This window comes from Bradyrhizobium nivariense, assembly GCF_029846695.2.
Classification (GTDB): Bacteria; Pseudomonadota; Alphaproteobacteria; order Rhizobiales; family Xanthobacteraceae; genus Bradyrhizobium.
This window is the reverse complement of sequence record NZ_JARWCR020000037.1, coordinates 14643-32010: the sequence shown is the minus strand read 5'-3', so window position 1 is coordinate 32010 and position 17368 is coordinate 14643. Positions and strand designations below refer to the sequence as shown.

General features: G+C 64.4%; 14 protein-coding genes. 6 read left to right on the top strand and 8 right to left on the bottom strand.

Annotated features, from left to right (window positions below):
* From fdhD to cydB, 4 genes are all read left to right on the top strand, one after another.
* Entirely contained in the window at nt 1-837 is an 837-nt protein-coding gene (gene fdhD, locus QCM77_RS26565) for a formate dehydrogenase accessory sulfurtransferase FdhD (protein ID WP_279685563.1), read from the top strand.
* Between the two features lie 25 nt (nt 838-862).
* Nucleotides 863-1525 (top strand): YoaK family protein, encoded by a 663-nt coding sequence (locus QCM77_RS26560; protein ID WP_279685561.1) that lies wholly within the window; start codon nt 863-865, stop codon nt 1523-1525.
* 197 nt (nt 1526-1722) lie between these two features.
* A complete protein-coding gene (locus QCM77_RS26555; protein ID WP_279685559.1) occupies nt 1723-3132 on the top strand; it encodes a cytochrome ubiquinol oxidase subunit I in 1410 nt (469 codons plus the stop codon).
* Between the two features lie 2 nt (nt 3133-3134).
* Nucleotides 3135-4121 carry a cytochrome d ubiquinol oxidase subunit II gene (gene cydB, locus QCM77_RS26550; protein WP_279685557.1) on the top strand — a complete coding sequence of 329 codons (987 nt, stop codon included), beginning with the start codon at nt 3135-3137 and terminating at the stop codon, nt 4119-4121.
* Between the two features lie 83 nt (nt 4122-4204).
* Here cydB and QCM77_RS26545 read toward each other — a convergent pair whose 3' ends face one another.
* Nucleotides 4205-5452, bottom strand: a complete 1248-nt coding sequence (locus tag QCM77_RS26545; RefSeq protein WP_279685556.1) for an oxalate decarboxylase family bicupin — start codon at nt 5450-5452, stop codon at nt 4205-4207.
* A 248-nt stretch (nt 5453-5700) separates the two neighbouring features.
* Between QCM77_RS26545 and QCM77_RS26540 the strand changes: the two genes are divergently transcribed.
* Nucleotides 5701-7992 carry an FdhF/YdeP family oxidoreductase gene (locus tag QCM77_RS26540; RefSeq protein WP_279685555.1) on the top strand — a complete coding sequence of 764 codons (2292 nt, stop codon included), beginning with the start codon at nt 5701-5703 and terminating at the stop codon, nt 7990-7992.
* 22 nt (nt 7993-8014) lie between these two features.
* Here the strand turns inward: QCM77_RS26540 and QCM77_RS26535 are convergent, their stop codons facing one another.
* The 7 genes from QCM77_RS26535 to QCM77_RS26505 form a co-directional block, all read right to left on the bottom strand.
* Nucleotides 8015-10072 carry an ATP-binding protein gene (locus tag QCM77_RS26535; RefSeq protein ID WP_279685554.1) on the bottom strand — a complete coding sequence of 686 codons (2058 nt, stop codon included), beginning with the start codon at nt 10070-10072 and terminating at the stop codon, nt 8015-8017.
* On the bottom strand, nt 10069-10317 hold the full coding sequence (locus tag QCM77_RS26530; protein WP_279685553.1) for a hypothetical protein: 249 nt from the start codon (nt 10315-10317) through the stop codon (nt 10069-10071). Before QCM77_RS26530 ends, QCM77_RS26535 begins: the two co-directional genes overlap by 4 nt.
* Nucleotides 10318-10340: 23 nt before the next feature.
* Nucleotides 10341-10805, bottom strand: a complete 465-nt coding sequence (locus tag QCM77_RS26525; protein ID WP_279685552.1) for a thioesterase family protein — start codon at nt 10803-10805, stop codon at nt 10341-10343.
* Entirely contained in the window at nt 10792-13935 is a 3144-nt protein-coding gene (locus QCM77_RS26520; protein WP_279685551.1) for an efflux RND transporter permease subunit, read from the bottom strand. The genes QCM77_RS26525 and QCM77_RS26520 overlap by 14 nt, the downstream gene beginning before the upstream one ends.
* Entirely contained in the window at nt 13932-15104 is a 1173-nt protein-coding gene (locus tag QCM77_RS26515) for an efflux RND transporter periplasmic adaptor subunit (RefSeq protein ID WP_279685549.1), read from the bottom strand. The genes QCM77_RS26520 and QCM77_RS26515 overlap by 4 nt, the downstream gene beginning before the upstream one ends.
* Before the next feature lie 20 nt (nt 15105-15124).
* On the bottom strand, nt 15125-15721 hold the full coding sequence (locus QCM77_RS26510; protein WP_279685548.1) for a hypothetical protein: 597 nt from the start codon (nt 15719-15721) through the stop codon (nt 15125-15127).
* An 80-nt stretch (nt 15722-15801) separates the two neighbouring features.
* Nucleotides 15802-16143 (bottom strand): hypothetical protein, encoded by a 342-nt coding sequence (locus QCM77_RS26505; protein WP_279659316.1) that lies wholly within the window; start codon nt 16141-16143, stop codon nt 15802-15804.
* 303 nt (nt 16144-16446) lie between these two features.
* On the opposite strand from QCM77_RS26505, the gene QCM77_RS26500 reads away from it, so the two are divergent.
* Nucleotides 16447-17232 (top strand): alpha/beta hydrolase, encoded by a 786-nt coding sequence (locus QCM77_RS26500; RefSeq protein WP_279685546.1) that lies wholly within the window; start codon nt 16447-16449, stop codon nt 17230-17232.
* Nucleotides 17233-17368: the final 136 nt, after the last annotated feature.

Here is a 17368-nt window from a genome sequence, read left to right as displayed (position 1 = left end):
ATGATGACAGGGTCGACATTCACGCGGCACCGGGAGATCGCCTGGCGCAGCGGCCGCACGAAATCGACGTCGCGGTTGGTTGCCGAGGAGAGCGCCATCGCGCTCACCTACAATGGATCGACCCATGCCGTGATGATGGGAACGCCGGCCGATCTGGAGGATTTCGGTGTCGGCTTCAGCCTCACCGAGGCAATCATCGACCGCGCAAGCGAGATCAGCAGCATCGAGCTGATCTCGAACGAGCTCGGCATGGAAGTGCGGATGTGGCTTGATGGCGACCGCGCGACGACCCTGGCCGCACGCCGCCGCGCCATCAGCGGCCCGGTCGGGTGCGGGTTATGCGGCATCGAAAGCCTCGAACAGGCGCGTCGCACGCCGTCACGCGTCGAAGGGCGTGGCATTGCCTTTCATGCGCAGGACCTGCTGATTGCCATGCAGGCGCTGTTTCCGCTGCAGATCTTGAATCAGCAGACACGGTCCGTTCACGCGGCAGCCTTGTGGCGCCCTCGCAGCGGCATTGCCGTGATCAGGGAGGATGTCGGCCGGCACAATGCGCTCGACAAGCTTGCCGGCGCAATCGTCCGCGACGGCAGATCAGCCTGCGACGGCGCCGTGCTGCTGACGAGCCGCGTTTCGGTGGAGATGGTGCAGAAGGCCGCGATGATCGGCGCGCCGGTCGTCGTCGCCGTTTCCGCGCCGACCGCGCTCGCGATCCAGACCGCGAACGAGGCGGGAATCACGCTACTCGCCGTCGCCCGCGATGACGGATACGGCGTATTCACGCATCCGCGCCGCGTCCTGCTGCCTGACGAGGCCGCGCCGCGCGCCGGCTGCTGACTTCCGCGGACCCGCGAATATGGCGATGCAAACTGCATCACTGGAGCCCTTGGCCGGGACAAGCGTCGAAGTCTGCGCTCCAGAACGATCGCTGCTGGTTGCCTCTGTGCTGAGCATGTCGGGCGGTTTTCTCGACGCCTTTACCTGGCTGTCACTCGGCGTCTTCGCGAACTCGCAGACCGGCAATGTCGTCTTCCTCGGGATCTATGCGCAGTCTGGGCAGTGGCAGCGCGCGCTTCACCATCTTCTTCCGCTCGCGGCCTTCGTCCTGGGAGCGCTGGTGGCGGTTCGCACCCGGGCGGCGCTACGCTGCCTCATCGGAGAGATCGTCTGCCTCGCCGCGACGATGCTGTTGCTTCATCGCGTTTCGGATGAGATCGCGATCCTCGTCATCTCCTTTGGCGTCGCGTTGCAGTCGGCGAGCTTCAGACAGGTCGGTCGCTGGAAATATCTCTCGGTCACGGTCACCGGGAACATGCTCCGCGCCATGGATCAGTTCGTTGCGGCGTCCGATCGCGACGCGGTGCGTGGCACCGGAACCATGCTCACGCTCTGCTTGATGTTCCTGCTTGGGGCTGCCGTCGGCGGTTGCGTGACGAAATTGCTGGGAACATGGAGCCTCGCGATGCCGATCGCATCGTCGGTGTACGTTCTCTGGCTCTGCCGCCGGCGAAGCCATTCGCACTGATATCGTGCTCGCTCGTTGCAGGTCGAGGCGCGCATCATGCCATTCGGCAAAAGGACGTTCGTTCGCGGAAGCGCGCGCCGTTTTCGCGGATAAGCTGCGGGGTGCGGCCGCGGTCCTCAAGGTCGACAACATTCCGCAGCCGGCCGCTCGCGTGCCTGCGGCCGCGAAGCGGGCGTGAGCGAACGGGAGACTATCCGATGGATCCGACGGCACTCCTCCTGTCGCGGCTGCAATTCGCCTTCACCATCTCGTTCCACATCATCTTTCCGGCATTCACGATCGGGCTTGCGGCCTGGCTCACCGTGCTGGAAGCGATGCACCAGTCCACCGGCAAGCCCGTCTACCGGACCCTGTTCGCGTTCTGGCTCAAGATCTTCGGCGTGGCATTCGGCATGGGCGTCGTATCGGGCGTCGTGATGGCGTTTCAGTTCGGAACGAACTGGAGCGTGCTCTCGAAGATGTCGGGTCCGATCCAGGGCCCGCTTCTGTCCTACGAAACATTCACCGCCTTCATGCTGGAGGCGGGCTTCTTCGGCATCCTCATCTTCGGCCGGTCCCGGGTGCCGCCGTGGTTGTACCTGTTCTCGACCGCGATGGTCGCGCTCGGAACCACGCTGTCGGCATTCTGGATCATGGTCAACAACAGCTGGATGCAGGTGCCGACCGGCTACGTCCTGCAGAACGGCCAGTTCGTGCCTGATGACTGGGCGCAGATCATCTTCAATCGGGTGGTCTGGGTCCGGTTTCCGCACATGCTGCTCGCGTCCTATCTGACCGGCGCGTTCTGCGTGGCGGCGACCGGCGCGTGGTATCTGCTGCGGCGGACCTATCGCGCCGAGGCCCATGTGATGCTGCGGATGGGCCTTGCGCTCGCGGCGGTGCTGCTGCCGGTCCAGCTCTTCATCGGGCATCTCGTCGGCGATTACGTCCACGACTACCAGCCGGCCAAGTTCGCGGCGATCGAGGCACGCTGGCATGACGAGCAGCCGGCCTCGGAGGTGCTGATCGCGATCCCGGATTCGAGCACTGAATCGAACAAATACGCGATATCGATTCCGGTGCTCGCGAGCATCATCGGCAGCATGAGCCTGACCTCGAAGGAGGTCGGCCTGACCAGCTTCGCGCCGCAGGACCGGCCGCCGGTGGCGATCCCGTTCTTCGCTTTCCGCATCATGGTCGGCTGCGGTTTCGTGATGCTGGGGCTGGCCTGGCTCGGATCCTGGCTCGGCCTCACCCATCGGCTCGATCGGAGCCGCCTGCTGCTGTGGGGCATCTTCCTCAGCTTCCCGCTGCCGTGGATCGCGATCCTCACCGGCTGGTATACCGCGGAAGTGGGGCGCCAGCCATGGACCATCTACGGCGTGCTCCGCACTGCGGACGCCGTGACGCCGTTCCTGACCGCGTCGGCTGCGATGGCTTCCCTGATCCTGTTCGTCGCGGTCTACGCCTTCATCTTCTCGTTCGGGACGTATTACATCTATCGGCTGCTGCGTGCCGGCCCGGCGGGACTCGGCGGCAGGCCACGCCACGTTCCCGTGCCCAATCGGCCGATGTCGCTGGCCGATCAGGTGCCGGCCGCACGCAGCTATCTCGAGGCGGGAGAATAGCCATGGTGATGTACTGGGTTGCGCTTCTTGCCATCAGCATTCTGATCTATCTCCTGCTCGACGGGTTCGATCTCGGCGTCGGCATGCTGTTCGGCGTGGCCGGCAGCGAGGCGAAACGGGATGCCATGCTGAGCACGGTCGCTCCGGTCTGGGACGGCAATGAGACCTGGCTGATCGTCACGGGCGTGATCATGTGGGGCTCGTTCCCCGTGGTCTACGCCATGGTGATGTCGGCCCTCTATATCCCTGTCGTCGTGATGCTGCTCGGATTGATCCTGCGCGGCGTGGCGTTCGAGTTTCGCGGCAAGGCGCGCCGTTCGCGCTGGGTCTGGGACGTCAGTTTCGTCGCGGGCTCGTTTGCCGCCAGCTTCATGCAGGGCGCGATGGTCGGCGCTCTCGTCGAAGGACTTCAGTTCTCCAACGGCGATTATACCGGCGGAACGCTCGGCTGGCTGACCGCCTTTTCCGCCCTGTGCGGGATCGGGCTCTGCTTCGGCTATTCGCTGCTCGGCGCGTGCTGGCTGGTCAGGAAGAGCGATGGTCCCGTTCGGGATGCCGCACGGCGCCAGATCCCGCCGCTGGCCATCGGCGTCCTGGTGTTCCTGGTCGTCGTCTTTGCGTATGCGCTTGCCGAACATCTTCCGATTCTGAAGCGCTGGACTGACCGGCCCTATCTGCTCGTGTTTCCCGCGATCGGCGCCGGCGCGGCCGCGATGCTGGCCAAGAGCATCCTGGTCCATGACGATTATTGGCCGTTCCACATGGTCGCGCTGATCTTCGTGGCGGCTTTCGCCACGCTCGCTCTGTCGTTCTGGCCCTACATGATTCCGTTCGTCGTCACGATCGACGAGGCCGCGGCGCCTCATGCAAGTCTCGCCTTCATGTTCTGGGGCGCCGGCCTGTTCGCATTCCCGCTGATGCTGCTCTATGTCGCCGTCGGTTATCGCGTCTTCCGCGGCAAGACGGCGCCTGTTGCCGATCACCACTGACGGCTGCACGCCCGACCGCCGATAAAAGAAAGGCGCCGGTTTCGGCGCCTTTCTCGTTCAGGACCCTTTGCCGGAGCTCTCGGTCAGGACTTGGGCATGACGCCGGGGCTGTTGTCCGGCCATCGGGCGATCGCCTTCTCGTCGATGTTGAAATGCTGGGCGACCAGGCTGGGCGGTGTGTGCGTCAGCCAGTTGGAGAGCGACACCTCCTCGTAGCGGGGCGCTCGGAACACGCCGACGAACTGCAATTCGGTATCGCCGACATTCTCGACATAATGGCCGAGATTGCGCCGGACATAGCCGATATCTCCGGCCGAGAAATCCGTCGTCAGCGCGTTGGGGCCGGTGTCGAACACCGTCATCCGCGCCTTGCCCTTGATGTAGTACTGCCACTCGTCGGCGTTAGGATGCCAGTGCATCTCCCGGACCGCTCCCGGCGGCATCGTGACCAGCGCCGCGGCGACGGTGGTGGCCACCTTGAAGTTGCTGCTGTCGGCGACGCGGATGCTGCCGGCGGAACTCTCCTTCACCGGGGCCGAACTGCCGAGCGAATGGATGAACGGATAGGGCGGTGCCTCCGCATGCTTGGCGATTGCGGCGCGATCGGCAGCCAGATCGCCGGGCACCGTCCCCTGGAAGATCCAGAGATTGTGCAGCGGAATCTTCGCGAATGCATCGACCGGAACACCGAAATTCTTCGCCAGCACTTCGGGGAGCGTATGGGCGAGCCAATCCGTCACCAGCAGTGTGTTGAACTCATTGGCGTGGCCGTCGTCGAAGCAGATCACGAATTCGCAGCCGTCGGGACCCAATCCTTGCAGCGAATGCGGCGCGCCCGGCGGAAAATACCAGAGGTCGCCGGCCTTGAGGTCGCCGACATAGGGGCGCCCCTGCGTGTCGAGCACGGTGATGCGGCAGCTGCCGTAGGTCATGATCGCCCATTCGGCCGCCTGATGCCAATGCAGCTCGCGGATGCCGCCGGCGGACAGCCGCATGTTGACGCCGGAGATCTCCTTCGAGATGGCGAAGTCCTCGACGGTGACTTGCCGCGCCCAGCCGCCATTCTGGATGCGCCTCGGCGCATTGTTGAACGAGGCCCAATCCATCGGCAGGCCGCCGACGTCGGTCGCCGGCGGGGTTTGCGCGGAGGGGAATTGTTTGGCCAATTCAGGATTTTGGGGACCGGGATCGGTCAGGCTTCCGGGGCTCTTGGCGTTCACGGCGCCTTGCGGCGGCTCGTCCGGATTGCCGAAGGTTGCGGCCTGCGCGCTGGAACCGACCATGGCGGCGCCTGCCGCGGACATGGCGAGCAAATCACGTCGTGAAAACATGTTGGGTCGCTCCTGAAAAATGTCGAAAGCCCTCCCGTAACGACGGGGCTCCGGCCGACAAACCTAGTTTCCGGTTGCCGATTCTGCTTCCGCGAACGGTGCTGTTTTTGCCGGAATGCATGGCTGCTTCAGTCCGCCGCCCGGGACCGAACGTGTGCAATTGCGAAATTCGGCTTCGTTCTGAAAAGACGGCTCTGCCCGCGCGATCCTTAACTGGCCGCGGAATTGCCATATCGAGAGATATCGAGATGACCACGAAATCGGTTCGTCCCTATCGTGAACCCGCCGGCGGCTGGGGCGCACTCAAGGCGCTCAGCGAGGCGCTGCTGGTGCAGCGGGCGCCGCTGAAGGGCGCGGCGACGCTCAGCCGGATGAATCAGCCGGAGGGCTTTGATTGCCCCGGCTGTGCCTGGCCCGATCCGAAGCATACCTCGTCATTCGAATTCTGCGAGAACGGCGGCAAGGCGATCGCCTGGGAGACAACATCGAAGCGCTGCACGCCAGAATTCTTCGCCGAGCATACCGTCACCGAGCTCGCGAGCTGGAACGATTACGATCTCGAAATGGTCGGCCGGCTCACCCATCCGATGGCCTACGACGCCGCATCCGACCGCTATCTCCCGGTGGAGTGGAGCGATGCATTCGACATGATCGGTCGCGAGCTTCGGGCCTTGCCGGATCCGAACATGGCGGAGTTCTACACGTCCGGGCGGACCTCGAACGAAGCCGCCTTCCTCTATCAGCTCTTCGTGCGCGAATACGGCACCAACAACTTCCCCGACTGCTCGAACATGTGCCACGAGGCGACCAGCGTCGGCCTGCCGTACTCGCTGGGCGTCGGCAAAGGCACCGTGCTGCTGGAGGATTTCGACAAGGCCGATTGCATCTTCATCTTCGGCCAGAATCCGGGCACCAACAGCCCGCGGATGATGACCAGCCTGCGCAACGCGGCACGCCGCGGCGCCTCCATCATCTCGTTCAACCCGTTCCGTGAGCGGGCGCTGGAACGTTTCCAGTCGCCGCAGAGCCCGGTCGAGATGATCACGCTGTCGTCGACGACGATCAGCTCAAAGCTCTTCCAGGTGCGGGTCGGCGGCGACGTCGCCGTCCTCAAGGGGATCATGAAGATCCTGGTGGAAGCCGACGAGGCCGCCCGTGCCGCCGAGCAGCCGGAGATCCTGGACTGGGATTTCATTCGCGGCCACACCGCCGGCATCGAAGCATTGATCGAGGATCTCAAGCGCACGCAATGGCCGGACATCGAACGTCAGTCCGGCCTGACGCGCGAGGACATGGAATATGCGGCCGGCGCCTATATGAAGTCCGAGCGCGCCATCCTCGTCTACGGAATGGGCATCACCCAGCACTGGCGCGGCGCGAATAACGTCCAGCAGATCGCGAACCTCGCGCTGTTGCGCGGCAATGTGGGGCGCGATGGCGCCGGCGTCTGCCCGGTTCGCGGTCATTCCAACGTGCAGGGCGATCGGACCGTGGGGATCACGGAGGTCCCCAAGGCAGACTTCCTCGAGCGCCTGGAGCAGCGCTTTGGCTTCAAGCCTCCGGCTGCGCCGGGACACAATGTGGTCACCGCGCTGGAGGCCATGATCCGCGGCGAGGTGAAGGCCTTCTTCGCCATGGGCGGCAATTTCGTCGCAGCCATTCCGGATTGGCGGGCGACCCAGGCTGCGATTCGCAAGCTCGATCTGACCGTCCACGTCTCGACCAAGCTCAACCGCAGCCACCTGATCCACGGCCGTGCCGCCCTGATCTTGCCGTGCCTCGGGCGCACCGAGATCGATGTGCAGGAATCGGGGCCGCAGTCGGTCACGGTGGAGGATTCGATGTCGATGGTGCACGCGTCCGGCGGCCGCAACAGGCCGGCATCGGAGCATCTCCTCAGCGAGATCGCGATTGTCGCCGGCGTTGCCAAGGCGACGCTGGGCGAGCGCACGGTGGTCGATTGGGACGGCTTCGTGACTGATTACGACCGCATCCGCGATGCGATCGAGGCGGTGTTTCCGATCTTCCAGGGCTACAATGCCCGCATCCGCGTTCCCGGCGGCTTTCATCTCACCTCGACGGCACGCGAGCGCATCTGGGCGACGCCGTCGGGCAGGGCGAACTTTTTGGTCTTCCCGGGTTGCGGCGAGGACCCGCCGCAGAGCGATCCCGATTTCCTGTGGCTCACCACCATACGCAGCCACGACCAGTACAACACCACGCTCTACTCGACGTCCGACCGCTATCGCGGCGTGTTCGGCCAGCGCGATGTGGTCTTCCTCAACGAATGCGAGCTGAGGAAGCGCGGGCTTGCCGATGGCGATCGCGTCGACCTGATCACCGTCTCGACCGATGGCGCCGAGCGGATCGTGCGCAACTTCCGCGTCGTTGCCTATTCCTTTCCGGCCGGCTGCTGCGCGGCGTACTATCCGGAGACCAATCCGCTGGTGCCGCTCTATGCCCGTGATCCCCAGAGCTTCACGCCGTCATTCAAGGGCGTCCCGATCCGCCTGGTGCGTTCGGTCGCGACCGGAGAATAGCGGCTGCGCTGGAAACGTCCGGTCACGTCTCGGCGTGGAGCTCGCAGCGCGGCGAATCCGCCGGCGAAGCGGATATCGGCAGCGTGAACCAGAAGCGGGCGCCGCCGTTCGCGCCATGGCCTTCGGCGCCGATCCGGCCTCCATGCGCTTCGACGATCGACCGGCAGATCGGCAGTCCCATGCCCATGCCGCTGTCCTTGGTCGTGAAAAAGCTTTCAAACAGCCGATCGACATGTTCGGCGGCGATGCCGGGACCGTTGTCCTCCACGGAGCAGCACAAATTGGCCGCGTCCTGCGTGACCGTGTTGATGAAGATCCTGCGATCGTCATATCCTTCTTGCGTCATCGCCTGCGCCGCGTTGATCGCCAGATTGACGATCACCTGCTGCAACTGGGTGCGGTCACCGAGCACCTGCGACGCGCTCGGATCGGGCCGGTGCAGGATCGTCACGCTGCGGGATTCCATCTCGTGTCGAAGGAAGAGAAGCGCTTCGCGAATGATCTCGTCGAACGACAGGGATGCCTGCTCGGGGGCCTTCCGGGAGGCCATCCCGTGAACGCGCGCCACGATGTTCGCGGCGCGCTGGGTGTCCACGATGATGTTCTCGATGGTCTTGCGGATCTCGACGATATCGGGCGTGGGCCTGTTCAGCCACCGCAGGCCGGCGGCGCCGTTGGTGGCGATGGCGGCCAGCGGCTGATTGACCTCGTGGGCGATCGACGCGGTGAGCTCGCCGAGCATCGAGACGCGCGCGGCATGCGCGAACTCGGCCTGCACCTGCTGGAGCTTTTGCTGGGCACGAACACGCTGTGAAATGTCGATGGTGCCGACCAGGCTGACTTCGAGATCGTTGATGGGGCCGACCCGGGCCGTCGTGAAGAGAACTTCGACGACGCGGCCGTCCCACGTGACCATCCTGGTCTCTTCCTCGAAGTTCGTCTCGCCGCGATAGCGGGACTCCATGGCCCGCCGGAACGTATCGGGACGCTCCTTCCAGGTCTCGGCCATGGAACGTCCGACATAGTCATCGATGCCGCCTCCGAACATCTGGATGGCCCGTTCGTTGGCCTCCTGAAACGAGAGCGCGTCCATGCAGGTGCGGAGGAATTCGGGATGGCTGTCGAAATACGGGCCGAGGTCCTTGACCCCTTCGCCGCGCAATTTCCGGAACAGCACGACCAGCCTGCTGGCATCGAGCTGCCGGAATGCGATCGGCATGCGGCTGAACAAATGGCGGTAACGCTGCTCGCTCCGCTCCAGCTCGGTATGGGCTTTCTTCTGGGCGGTGATGTCCATGACCGCGCCGACGAATTCGAACTGGCCCCGGCCGTTCGTCATGCCGCGGGCGACCAGGCGGATGGTCCGGATCGAGCTGTCCTCCAGCATCAGCCGGTTTTCGTGGGAGAAGTCGCCCCTCTCGTTCACCGCCCGGTCGATGGCCTGGCGTACGGCCTTGACGTCGTCGGGATGCGTGCGCTTCAGGACGACGTCGAGCGATGGGCGCGATGTCGGTGCGAGATCGAAGATCCTGAACGTTTCATCCGACCAGAACAGCTCTCCGGTCACGACGTTCCAGCCGAAGCTGCCGGTGTGGCTAAGCTGCTGGGCCTCGGCGAGATAGGCGGCCTGATTTTTCCGCAATGCGTCTTCGCGGCGCACTTGACTATCGAGGTTCACAATCACGAGCGACGTGACGAGAAAGGCGGCCAGAGCGACGACGTCCCGAAGGTCCCTCGCTCCAAATGAATGGACGGGATCAACGAACAGGAACGCCAGCCAGCCAACCGCCACCGCCGAAAGGATCGCCGACGTCACGAAGCCGCCTCGCCGCGACCACACGACGATGACGATCAGATGTGCGAAAGCGCTGGTGGTGAAGCTGAGCCCGAGCATGAAGTAGGCGAACGACAAGAAGCTCAGCCCGACGCTTCCCAGCAGCAAAAGAGCAGCTTGGGCGAGGAAGCGATCCTTGCGGCGGTCCATCTGGACAGGCAACCAGCGAAGCCACCATCGCTTGGATCGTGCCGCGCCATCCAGGCGTTCGGCCGTCGCAGCCCGCCGCTGACTCTCGATCGTCATGAAGCATACCGCAACTGGTCCGGCCACGACGCCCAGCAGATCATCGCTGTGCGGTGGGCTGTTGCAGACGTCTTGCCTTCGTGGGTGAGTTCGGGCTGGGCCAGCAGCTTGAAGGTGTTCAAGAGGTACTCGCTGAGCATGAAACCAATTCCAGAGCCGGATGCCCGGACATGAGACGCACGCGGTGTACCGCATCGCGGAAAATCGGTCTTTTGCTTTTCCGTCGGATTTTTGTCAGAACGCACGACGTCGCCTTGCGGGCCCGAGATCAGACTGTCGCGGCTTCGCCTCCGCGGTCTCGGTGCGAGGTGTTTGCGACCGCCATCTCTGACACGGCTTTCGTCACGCCAAATCGCCGCTCGAACTCGGCGACATCGACAACACCGCGCCGGTGGGTGCCGTCGCCGATCTTGCGGCCGCCGTCCCAGACCTCGACCTCGAACAACACGCTCCTGGCTTCGACCGTGACCACCCGCGCGATCGCGCGCACGATGCGGCCGACCGGGGTAGCCGCCAGATGGCGGATATTGACCATCATCCCGACGCTGACGTGGCCGGCGGGCAGGAACGGCTGAACCGCCGATCCGGTGGCCATCTCCATGTGCAGGATCATCGTCGGCGTGCCGTAAACTTCAGGCATTCCCGGCACCACATGGCCGACCGTCATCTCGGGCGTGACGGTCACCAGCTTTTCTGCCGTTATGCCGGCGATCACCTTCTCAAGCGGATTCATGGTGCAATCCCGTATCGGCCTCGGTCGTGGATGGGGTGGGCGTCGCGGCCGCGCGCGGCTTGCGGCCGGTGAGCCAATTGCCGAGCCGGTCAAGATAGAGATAGACGACGGGCGTGGTGTAGAGGGTCAGGACCTGCGACAGCATCAGGCCGCCGACGATCGTATAGCCAAGCGGCTGGCGCAGCTCCGCGCCGGTACCGCTGCCGATCATCAGCGGCACGCCACCCAGCAGCGCGGCCATCGTTGTCATCAGGATCGGGCGGAAGCGCAGCGTGCAGGCCTGGTAGATCGCCTCTTCCGGGCTGAGCCCGTGCTCGCGTTCCACCTCGAGGGCGAAATCGACCAGCATGATGCCGTTTTTCTTGACGATGCCGATCAGCAGGATGATGCCGATGATGGCGATGACGCTGAGATCCATGTGGACCGCCAGCAGCAGCAGCAGCGCGCCGATGCCGGCCGATGGCAGCGTCGACAGGATCGTGATCGGGTGGATCAGGCTCTCGTAGAGTACGCCGAGGATGATGTAGATCACGATCAGCGCCGCGCCGATCAATAACGGCGTGCCCGACAGGGAGGACTGGAACGCCTGCGCATTGCCCTGGAACGAGGTCGAGAGCGAGGCGGGCTTGCCGGTGCTCTTCTCGATGGTCTGGATCGCCGTCACCGCATCGCCCAATGCGACGCCGGGCTTCAGATTGAACGAGATCGTCACCGAGGGAAACAGGCTCTGGTGATTGATCAGGATCGGCGCGGGCTTGATCACGCTGTGAACCAGCGTGCTCAGGGGGACCTGCTGTCCGGTGGCCGAGTTCAGGTAGATGTCCTTGAGTGCTTCGGGGCCGTACTGGAAACGCGGATCGACCTCCATCACGACATGGTATTGGTTCAGCGAGGTGAACATCGTGGAGACGATGCGCTGGCCGAATGCGTCGTCGAGCGTGTTGTCGATCGTCGTGGGCAGGATGCCGAAGCTGGATGCGACCTCGCGATTGACGGTGACTTCGAGCCGGGGGCCGGCATTGGCCTGATCGCTCGCGACGTCGGTGATGAGATCGAGCGCGCGGAGTTTTGCCAGGAAGATCGCCGACCAATTGGTGAGCTCGTTGGAATCGGCATCCGTCAGCGTGTACTGATATTGCGTCTTCGACAGCCGGGCGCCGATGGTGATGTCCTGCGCGGCCTGCATGTAAAGTCTGATGCCCTGAATATGGGAGAGCGCGGGCCCCAGCCGCTCGATGATCTGATCGGCACTGGCCTTGCGCTCGGGCTTCGGCTTCAGGACGATGAAGATGCGTCCCTGGTTGAGCGTCGCAGTCGGACCGCCCGGGCCGATATAGCTCGCCACCGATTGCACCGCCGGATCCTTCGAGAGGATGTCGACCACCGCCTGCTGGCGTTCGGACATCGCGGGGAAGGAGATATCCTGTGCGGCTTCGGTGATGCCGACGATCTGCCCGGTGTCCTGCTGCGGAAAGAAGCCTTTCGGAATGATCACGTAGAGATAGCCGGTCAGCGCGATGGTCGAGAGCATCACGAGCAGCGTCACGAAGCGATGGCGCAGTACGATGCGCAGGCCTCGCGCGTAGAGCGCGAGCAGGGCATCGAAACCACGTTCGAAGACGAGGTAAACCCGGCCATGCTTCTTCCGCGATTGGTCCTTCAAAAGTCGCGCGCACATCATCGGCGTCAGCGTCAGCGAGATGATCAGCGACAACAGCAGCGAGGCGGTGATCGTGACGGCGAATTCCTGGAACAGCTTGCCGACATAACCGCCCATCAGGAACAGCGGGATGAACACCGCGATCAGCGACAGGGTGATGGAGACGATCGTGAAGCCGATTTCGCTGGAACCCTTGAGCGCGGCCTCCATCGGCGTCATACCCTGCTCGAGATGCCGCACGATGTTCTCGATGACGACGACGGCATCGTCGACCACGAAGCCCACCGCGATCGACAGCGCCATCAGCGAGAGGTTGTCCAGGCTGTAGCCGAGCACGTAAAGCACCGCGAACGTGCCGACCAGCGACAGGGGAACTGTGATCGCCGGGATGATGGTTGCCCAGAAATTCCGCAGGAACAGGAATATGACCATCACGACCAATGCGACCGTCAGCATCAGCGTGAATTGAACGTCGGAGACAGCGGCGCGGATGGTGGCGGTGCGGTCGGCGGCGATCGTCACTTTGATCGCCGGCGGAACGGAGGCCTGCAGTTGCGGCAGCAGCTTCTTGATGCGATCGACGGTCTCGATCACGTTGGCGCCGGGAACGCGCTGGACGGCGAGGATGATGGCGGGATCCTTGCCGTACCAGCCGGCCAAGAGGTCGTTCTCGGGCCCGTCGACCGCCGTGCCGATGTCGCGTATCCGCACCGGCGAGCCGTTGCGATAGGCGATGATGAGGCCTTCATAGGCGGAGGGCTTGAGCAGCTGATCGTTGGTGTTCAGCGTATAGGTGACGCGCGGGCTGTTGAGCGTGCCCTTGGGCAGATCGACATTGGCGCCGGCGATCACGTTGCGGACGTCTTCGAGGCCGATGCCGCGGGCGGCGAGCGCCTGCGGATTGACGCGAACGCGGATCGCGGGCTTCTGCTGTCCGCCGATGCCGACGAGACCCACGCCCGGCACCTGCGAGATCTTCGGCAGCAGGATGTTTTCCGCATAGGCGTCGACCGTGGTCAGCGGCAGCGAGTCCGACGTCAGCGCGATCAGCATGATCGGCGTCTCCGCCGGATTCACCTTCCTGATCGTCGGGGGGTAGGGGATGTTCGGCGGCAGGAAGGGGCTCGCGGCGTTGATCGCGGCCAGCACGTCGACCGCGGCGCTGTCGACCGTGCGCGATAGCTCGAACTGCACCGTGAGTTGGGCCACGCCGAGCGCGCTGGACGAGGTGAGCTGGGTGACGCCGGGGATCTGGCTGAGCTGCTGCTCGAGCGGCGTGGCGAGCGATGACGCGATGGTTCCCGGATCGGCACCGGGCAATTGCGCCGAGATCTGGATGGTCGGGTAGTTGACGTTCGGCAGCGCGCCGACCGGCAGCAGCGGATAGGCCGCAAGGCCGCACAGCAGCAAGCCCGCCATCAGCAGAGCGGTTGCGATCGGCCGCAGGATGAAGGGCGCGGAGATGTTCATGGGATCGCGTCCTGCACGGCGCTTTGCAGGTCGGCTTCGCGCGCGGCCTTGCCGTGCAGCTCGCGAACGCGACTGCCTTCCGAGAGCCGGTACTGGCCGTCGATCACGACGACGTCGCCCGATTTCAGTCCCTGGTCGATCAGGGCCTGGCCATCGCTGATCTGTGCGACGTGAACGGGACGCAAGGCGGCCGTCTCGCCGCCGGTCACGACATAGACATAGCTGCCGTTCGGCCCCTGCTGCACGGCCGAACCGGCCACAGTGAGCGCGCCCTTCTGGATCTCGAGCAGCAGGCGCGCGTTCACCAACTGGCCCGGCCACAGCCGGTGCTCATGGTTCGGGAATACCGCCTTGAGCTGCACGGTGCCGGTCGTTCCCGCGATCTCGTTGTTGACCAGCAGCAGCGTGCCTTCGTCGAGCTTCATCCTGTTGTCCTGGCTGTAGGCGATGACTTTCAGCTCGCCCTTTGCGGCGTGCTCCTGGATCACGGGCAGGTCCGTCTGGGGCAGGGTGAACAGCAGCGAGATCGGCTCGATCTGGGTGACGACGACGAGACCGTTGGGGTCGGTCGGATGGATCACGTTGCCGACATCGATCTGGCGAACGCCGGTGATGCCGGGAATGGCCGACGTCAGGCGCGTGTAGCTGAGCTGGACGTTGGCCTCGTCGATCTGGGCCTGGTCCGCTTTCACGGCGGCCTTGAGCTGGGCCACCTGCGCGGTCTGCGTCTCGATCAGTTGCGGCGTCGCGTAGCCCTTGTCGCCGAGCTGATTGTAGCGGGAGAGATTGGCCTCGGCGTTCGTGAGCTGCGCCTGGTCCCTGTCGCGATTGGCCGTCAGCTGCTCGATCTGCGCTTCGTAAGGACGCGGATCGATCTGGGCCAGAAGGTCGCCGGCTTTGACCGTCTGGCCTTCCGTGAAGGCGATCTTGACGATCTGCCCCTGGATCTGGCTGCGCACGACGTCGGTGTTGTAGGCGATCACCGTGCCGATGCCGCGCAGATAGATCGGCACGTCCTTGCCCGTGATGGTCGCGGCGACCACCGGCACGGCGGTGGGAGCGGGCGCAGCCGCCACCGCCGGCTTCCGATCGGTGCCAAAGAACCAGAAGCCTGCACCGGCCAGGATCACGGCGAGAGTAACGAGCACAATGGTGAGGGTCCGTTTCACGGCGATGGTCCTTCTTGATCTCAGGGGTTGCCGGAGCCGTCGATCGACGTCGTGCCGCCCATGGATGTGGGGCCGGGCACCGGCACGGACGGACTGATTCCGGCGCCGCCGATCTCGGTAGAGCCCAGCGGAATTCCAACGCGCCCGACCGTCGACGTCGAGGGCAGGGATGAGGCCGCAGCGGTGCTGCCGGCGCAATTGGTCGATGAGGTGCCGGACAGCCCGCCGCCGTCGAACAACGCCCCGGACGACGCGGCATTGCCGGATCCGGCGCAGCCCGACATGCTTTGCGCGGGATTAATCGGCGAGATGCCCGGCGTTGCGATCTCGGTCGATCCCAGCGGAATGCCCACCGGCCGCGTGGACTGCGGATTGAGAGGCGACGTCGCAAGCATGCCGGTAGGCGGCTGCATGCCCGGTACCGTTGTTTGAGCGTTGGCCGCAGCCGGGACCAGCCACAGCATGGCGGTCGCAAGCATCACACTGTTGTATGTTGAATGCTGTTGTCGCATGGATGAAAGCTCCGGCTGCTGCGATCGAACAATAGGAAGCCGCGCGAGCGCGGGTATTTCCAGAACGCACGTCCTGCTGCCCGGCCGCACGACGGAGAGGCGCATTAGGCGCTTCGCGCGCCACATTCTGTTTCGCGCGACCATTTTGGCGCGTCGCCGCGTCGTCGGCCCTGAAACGGCTTTCGCTATCTCAGGATGGCCCGCGCGTGTGCGATCTCCCGGCTGCACGCGGCAACATCGCCGGTGCGATTGGCAATGCGCGCGCGCTCGAGCGAATCGAGCGCGTCGGTGAAATCGACGCCGCTGCCGCCTTCTGCTTCCGCGAGCGAGCGGGGCGTCGGTTGATGGCTGCGCAGTGCGTTGAGGCTCTCCGGCTTCCAGCCGTGGGAGCCCGCGTCCTTCTCGATGGCTAGGTCCAGCTCGGCCTGGGTTTGCGCGATGTCGTCCGTGCAGGTGCCGGCATGAGCCGGCATTGTTGCGCACAGCAGGACGAGGACGGCGGCCCGGCACGTTGCGATGGATGTCATTGTTCGATCCTATGCTTGGATTTGGAGTGACGTCAGGAACGTTGTCGTGAATGACAGAGCGCGCATCGATCGTCTTTCATGTCCGAACGCCGGCCGTTCACGCTTGCGAGAGATCATGTCATGAATGTCAGTGTGCATGACGTGGGCCCTCGGTTAGAGATGCATCTCGGGATGATGTTTGGGCGCTGATCGTCGTAGCTTGCGTGCTGCGGCGTGCGAAGTGGCAAGGACAGTTGTTTGCCGAAATACGCAGGCAAGCCTCGAAACTAGTGTCGCGTCATTCCAACCCGGAGTGATCCCGACATGAAACACCTCAACGCTGGTCTCGCCTTTGCCGCCGCTCTCTCCTTGATGGCGACCGTTGCCCCCGCGCGCGCCGAACCCCTGAAGAACATCGTCCTGGTGCACGGCGCCTGGGTGGATGGGTCCGGCTGGAAGCCGGTCTACGAGATCCTCGCCAAGGAAGGCTTCCGCGTCACCATGGTGCAGGAACCCGAGACTTCGTTCGCCGACGACGTCACGGCGGCGAAGCGCATCCTCGATCTCCAGGACGGCCCGACGCTCCTCGTCGGCCACAGCTATGGCGGTTCGATCATCACCGAAGCCGGCGTTCATCCCAACGTCGCCGGTCTCGTCTACGTCGCCGCGCACGCGCCCGATGTCGGCGAGGACGAATCGGCGCTCGGCAAGAAGACACCGAGCGTGCTCGGCAAGACCGAAGGCGTCATCAAGGTCACGCCCGATAAGTTCACCTATCTCGATCCCGTGCAATTCCCGAAACTGTTTGCGCCCGATCTACCGCGTGAGCGCGCCGAGTTCGTTGCGCGCTCCCAGGTCCCGGCGGCGACGCAGGTGTTCAGCACGCCGCTGACGGCAGCGGCGTGGAAGACCAAGCCGAGCTGGGGCATCGTCGCCGGCAGCGATCAGATCATCAATCCGGATCTCGAGCGTTGGTACTACGAACGCGCCAAGAGCCAGACCACCGTGATCCCCGGCGCCAGCCACTCGGTCTACGAGTCCCATCCGAAGGATGTGGCGGCCGTGATCGCACGCGCCGCGCGCAGCATCCCGCAGCCGGCTACCCGCTGACGCTGTTTTTGCCGGTCTGGACGCACGACTGGCAGAAGGAAGGACGGCGGGGGTTGACAGCACTCCCGCCGGCCCGACTGCCCCTGAAATTTCACGAACGCGATCGAGGAAGCGCTGACGCATCGGTGCGGCGCCA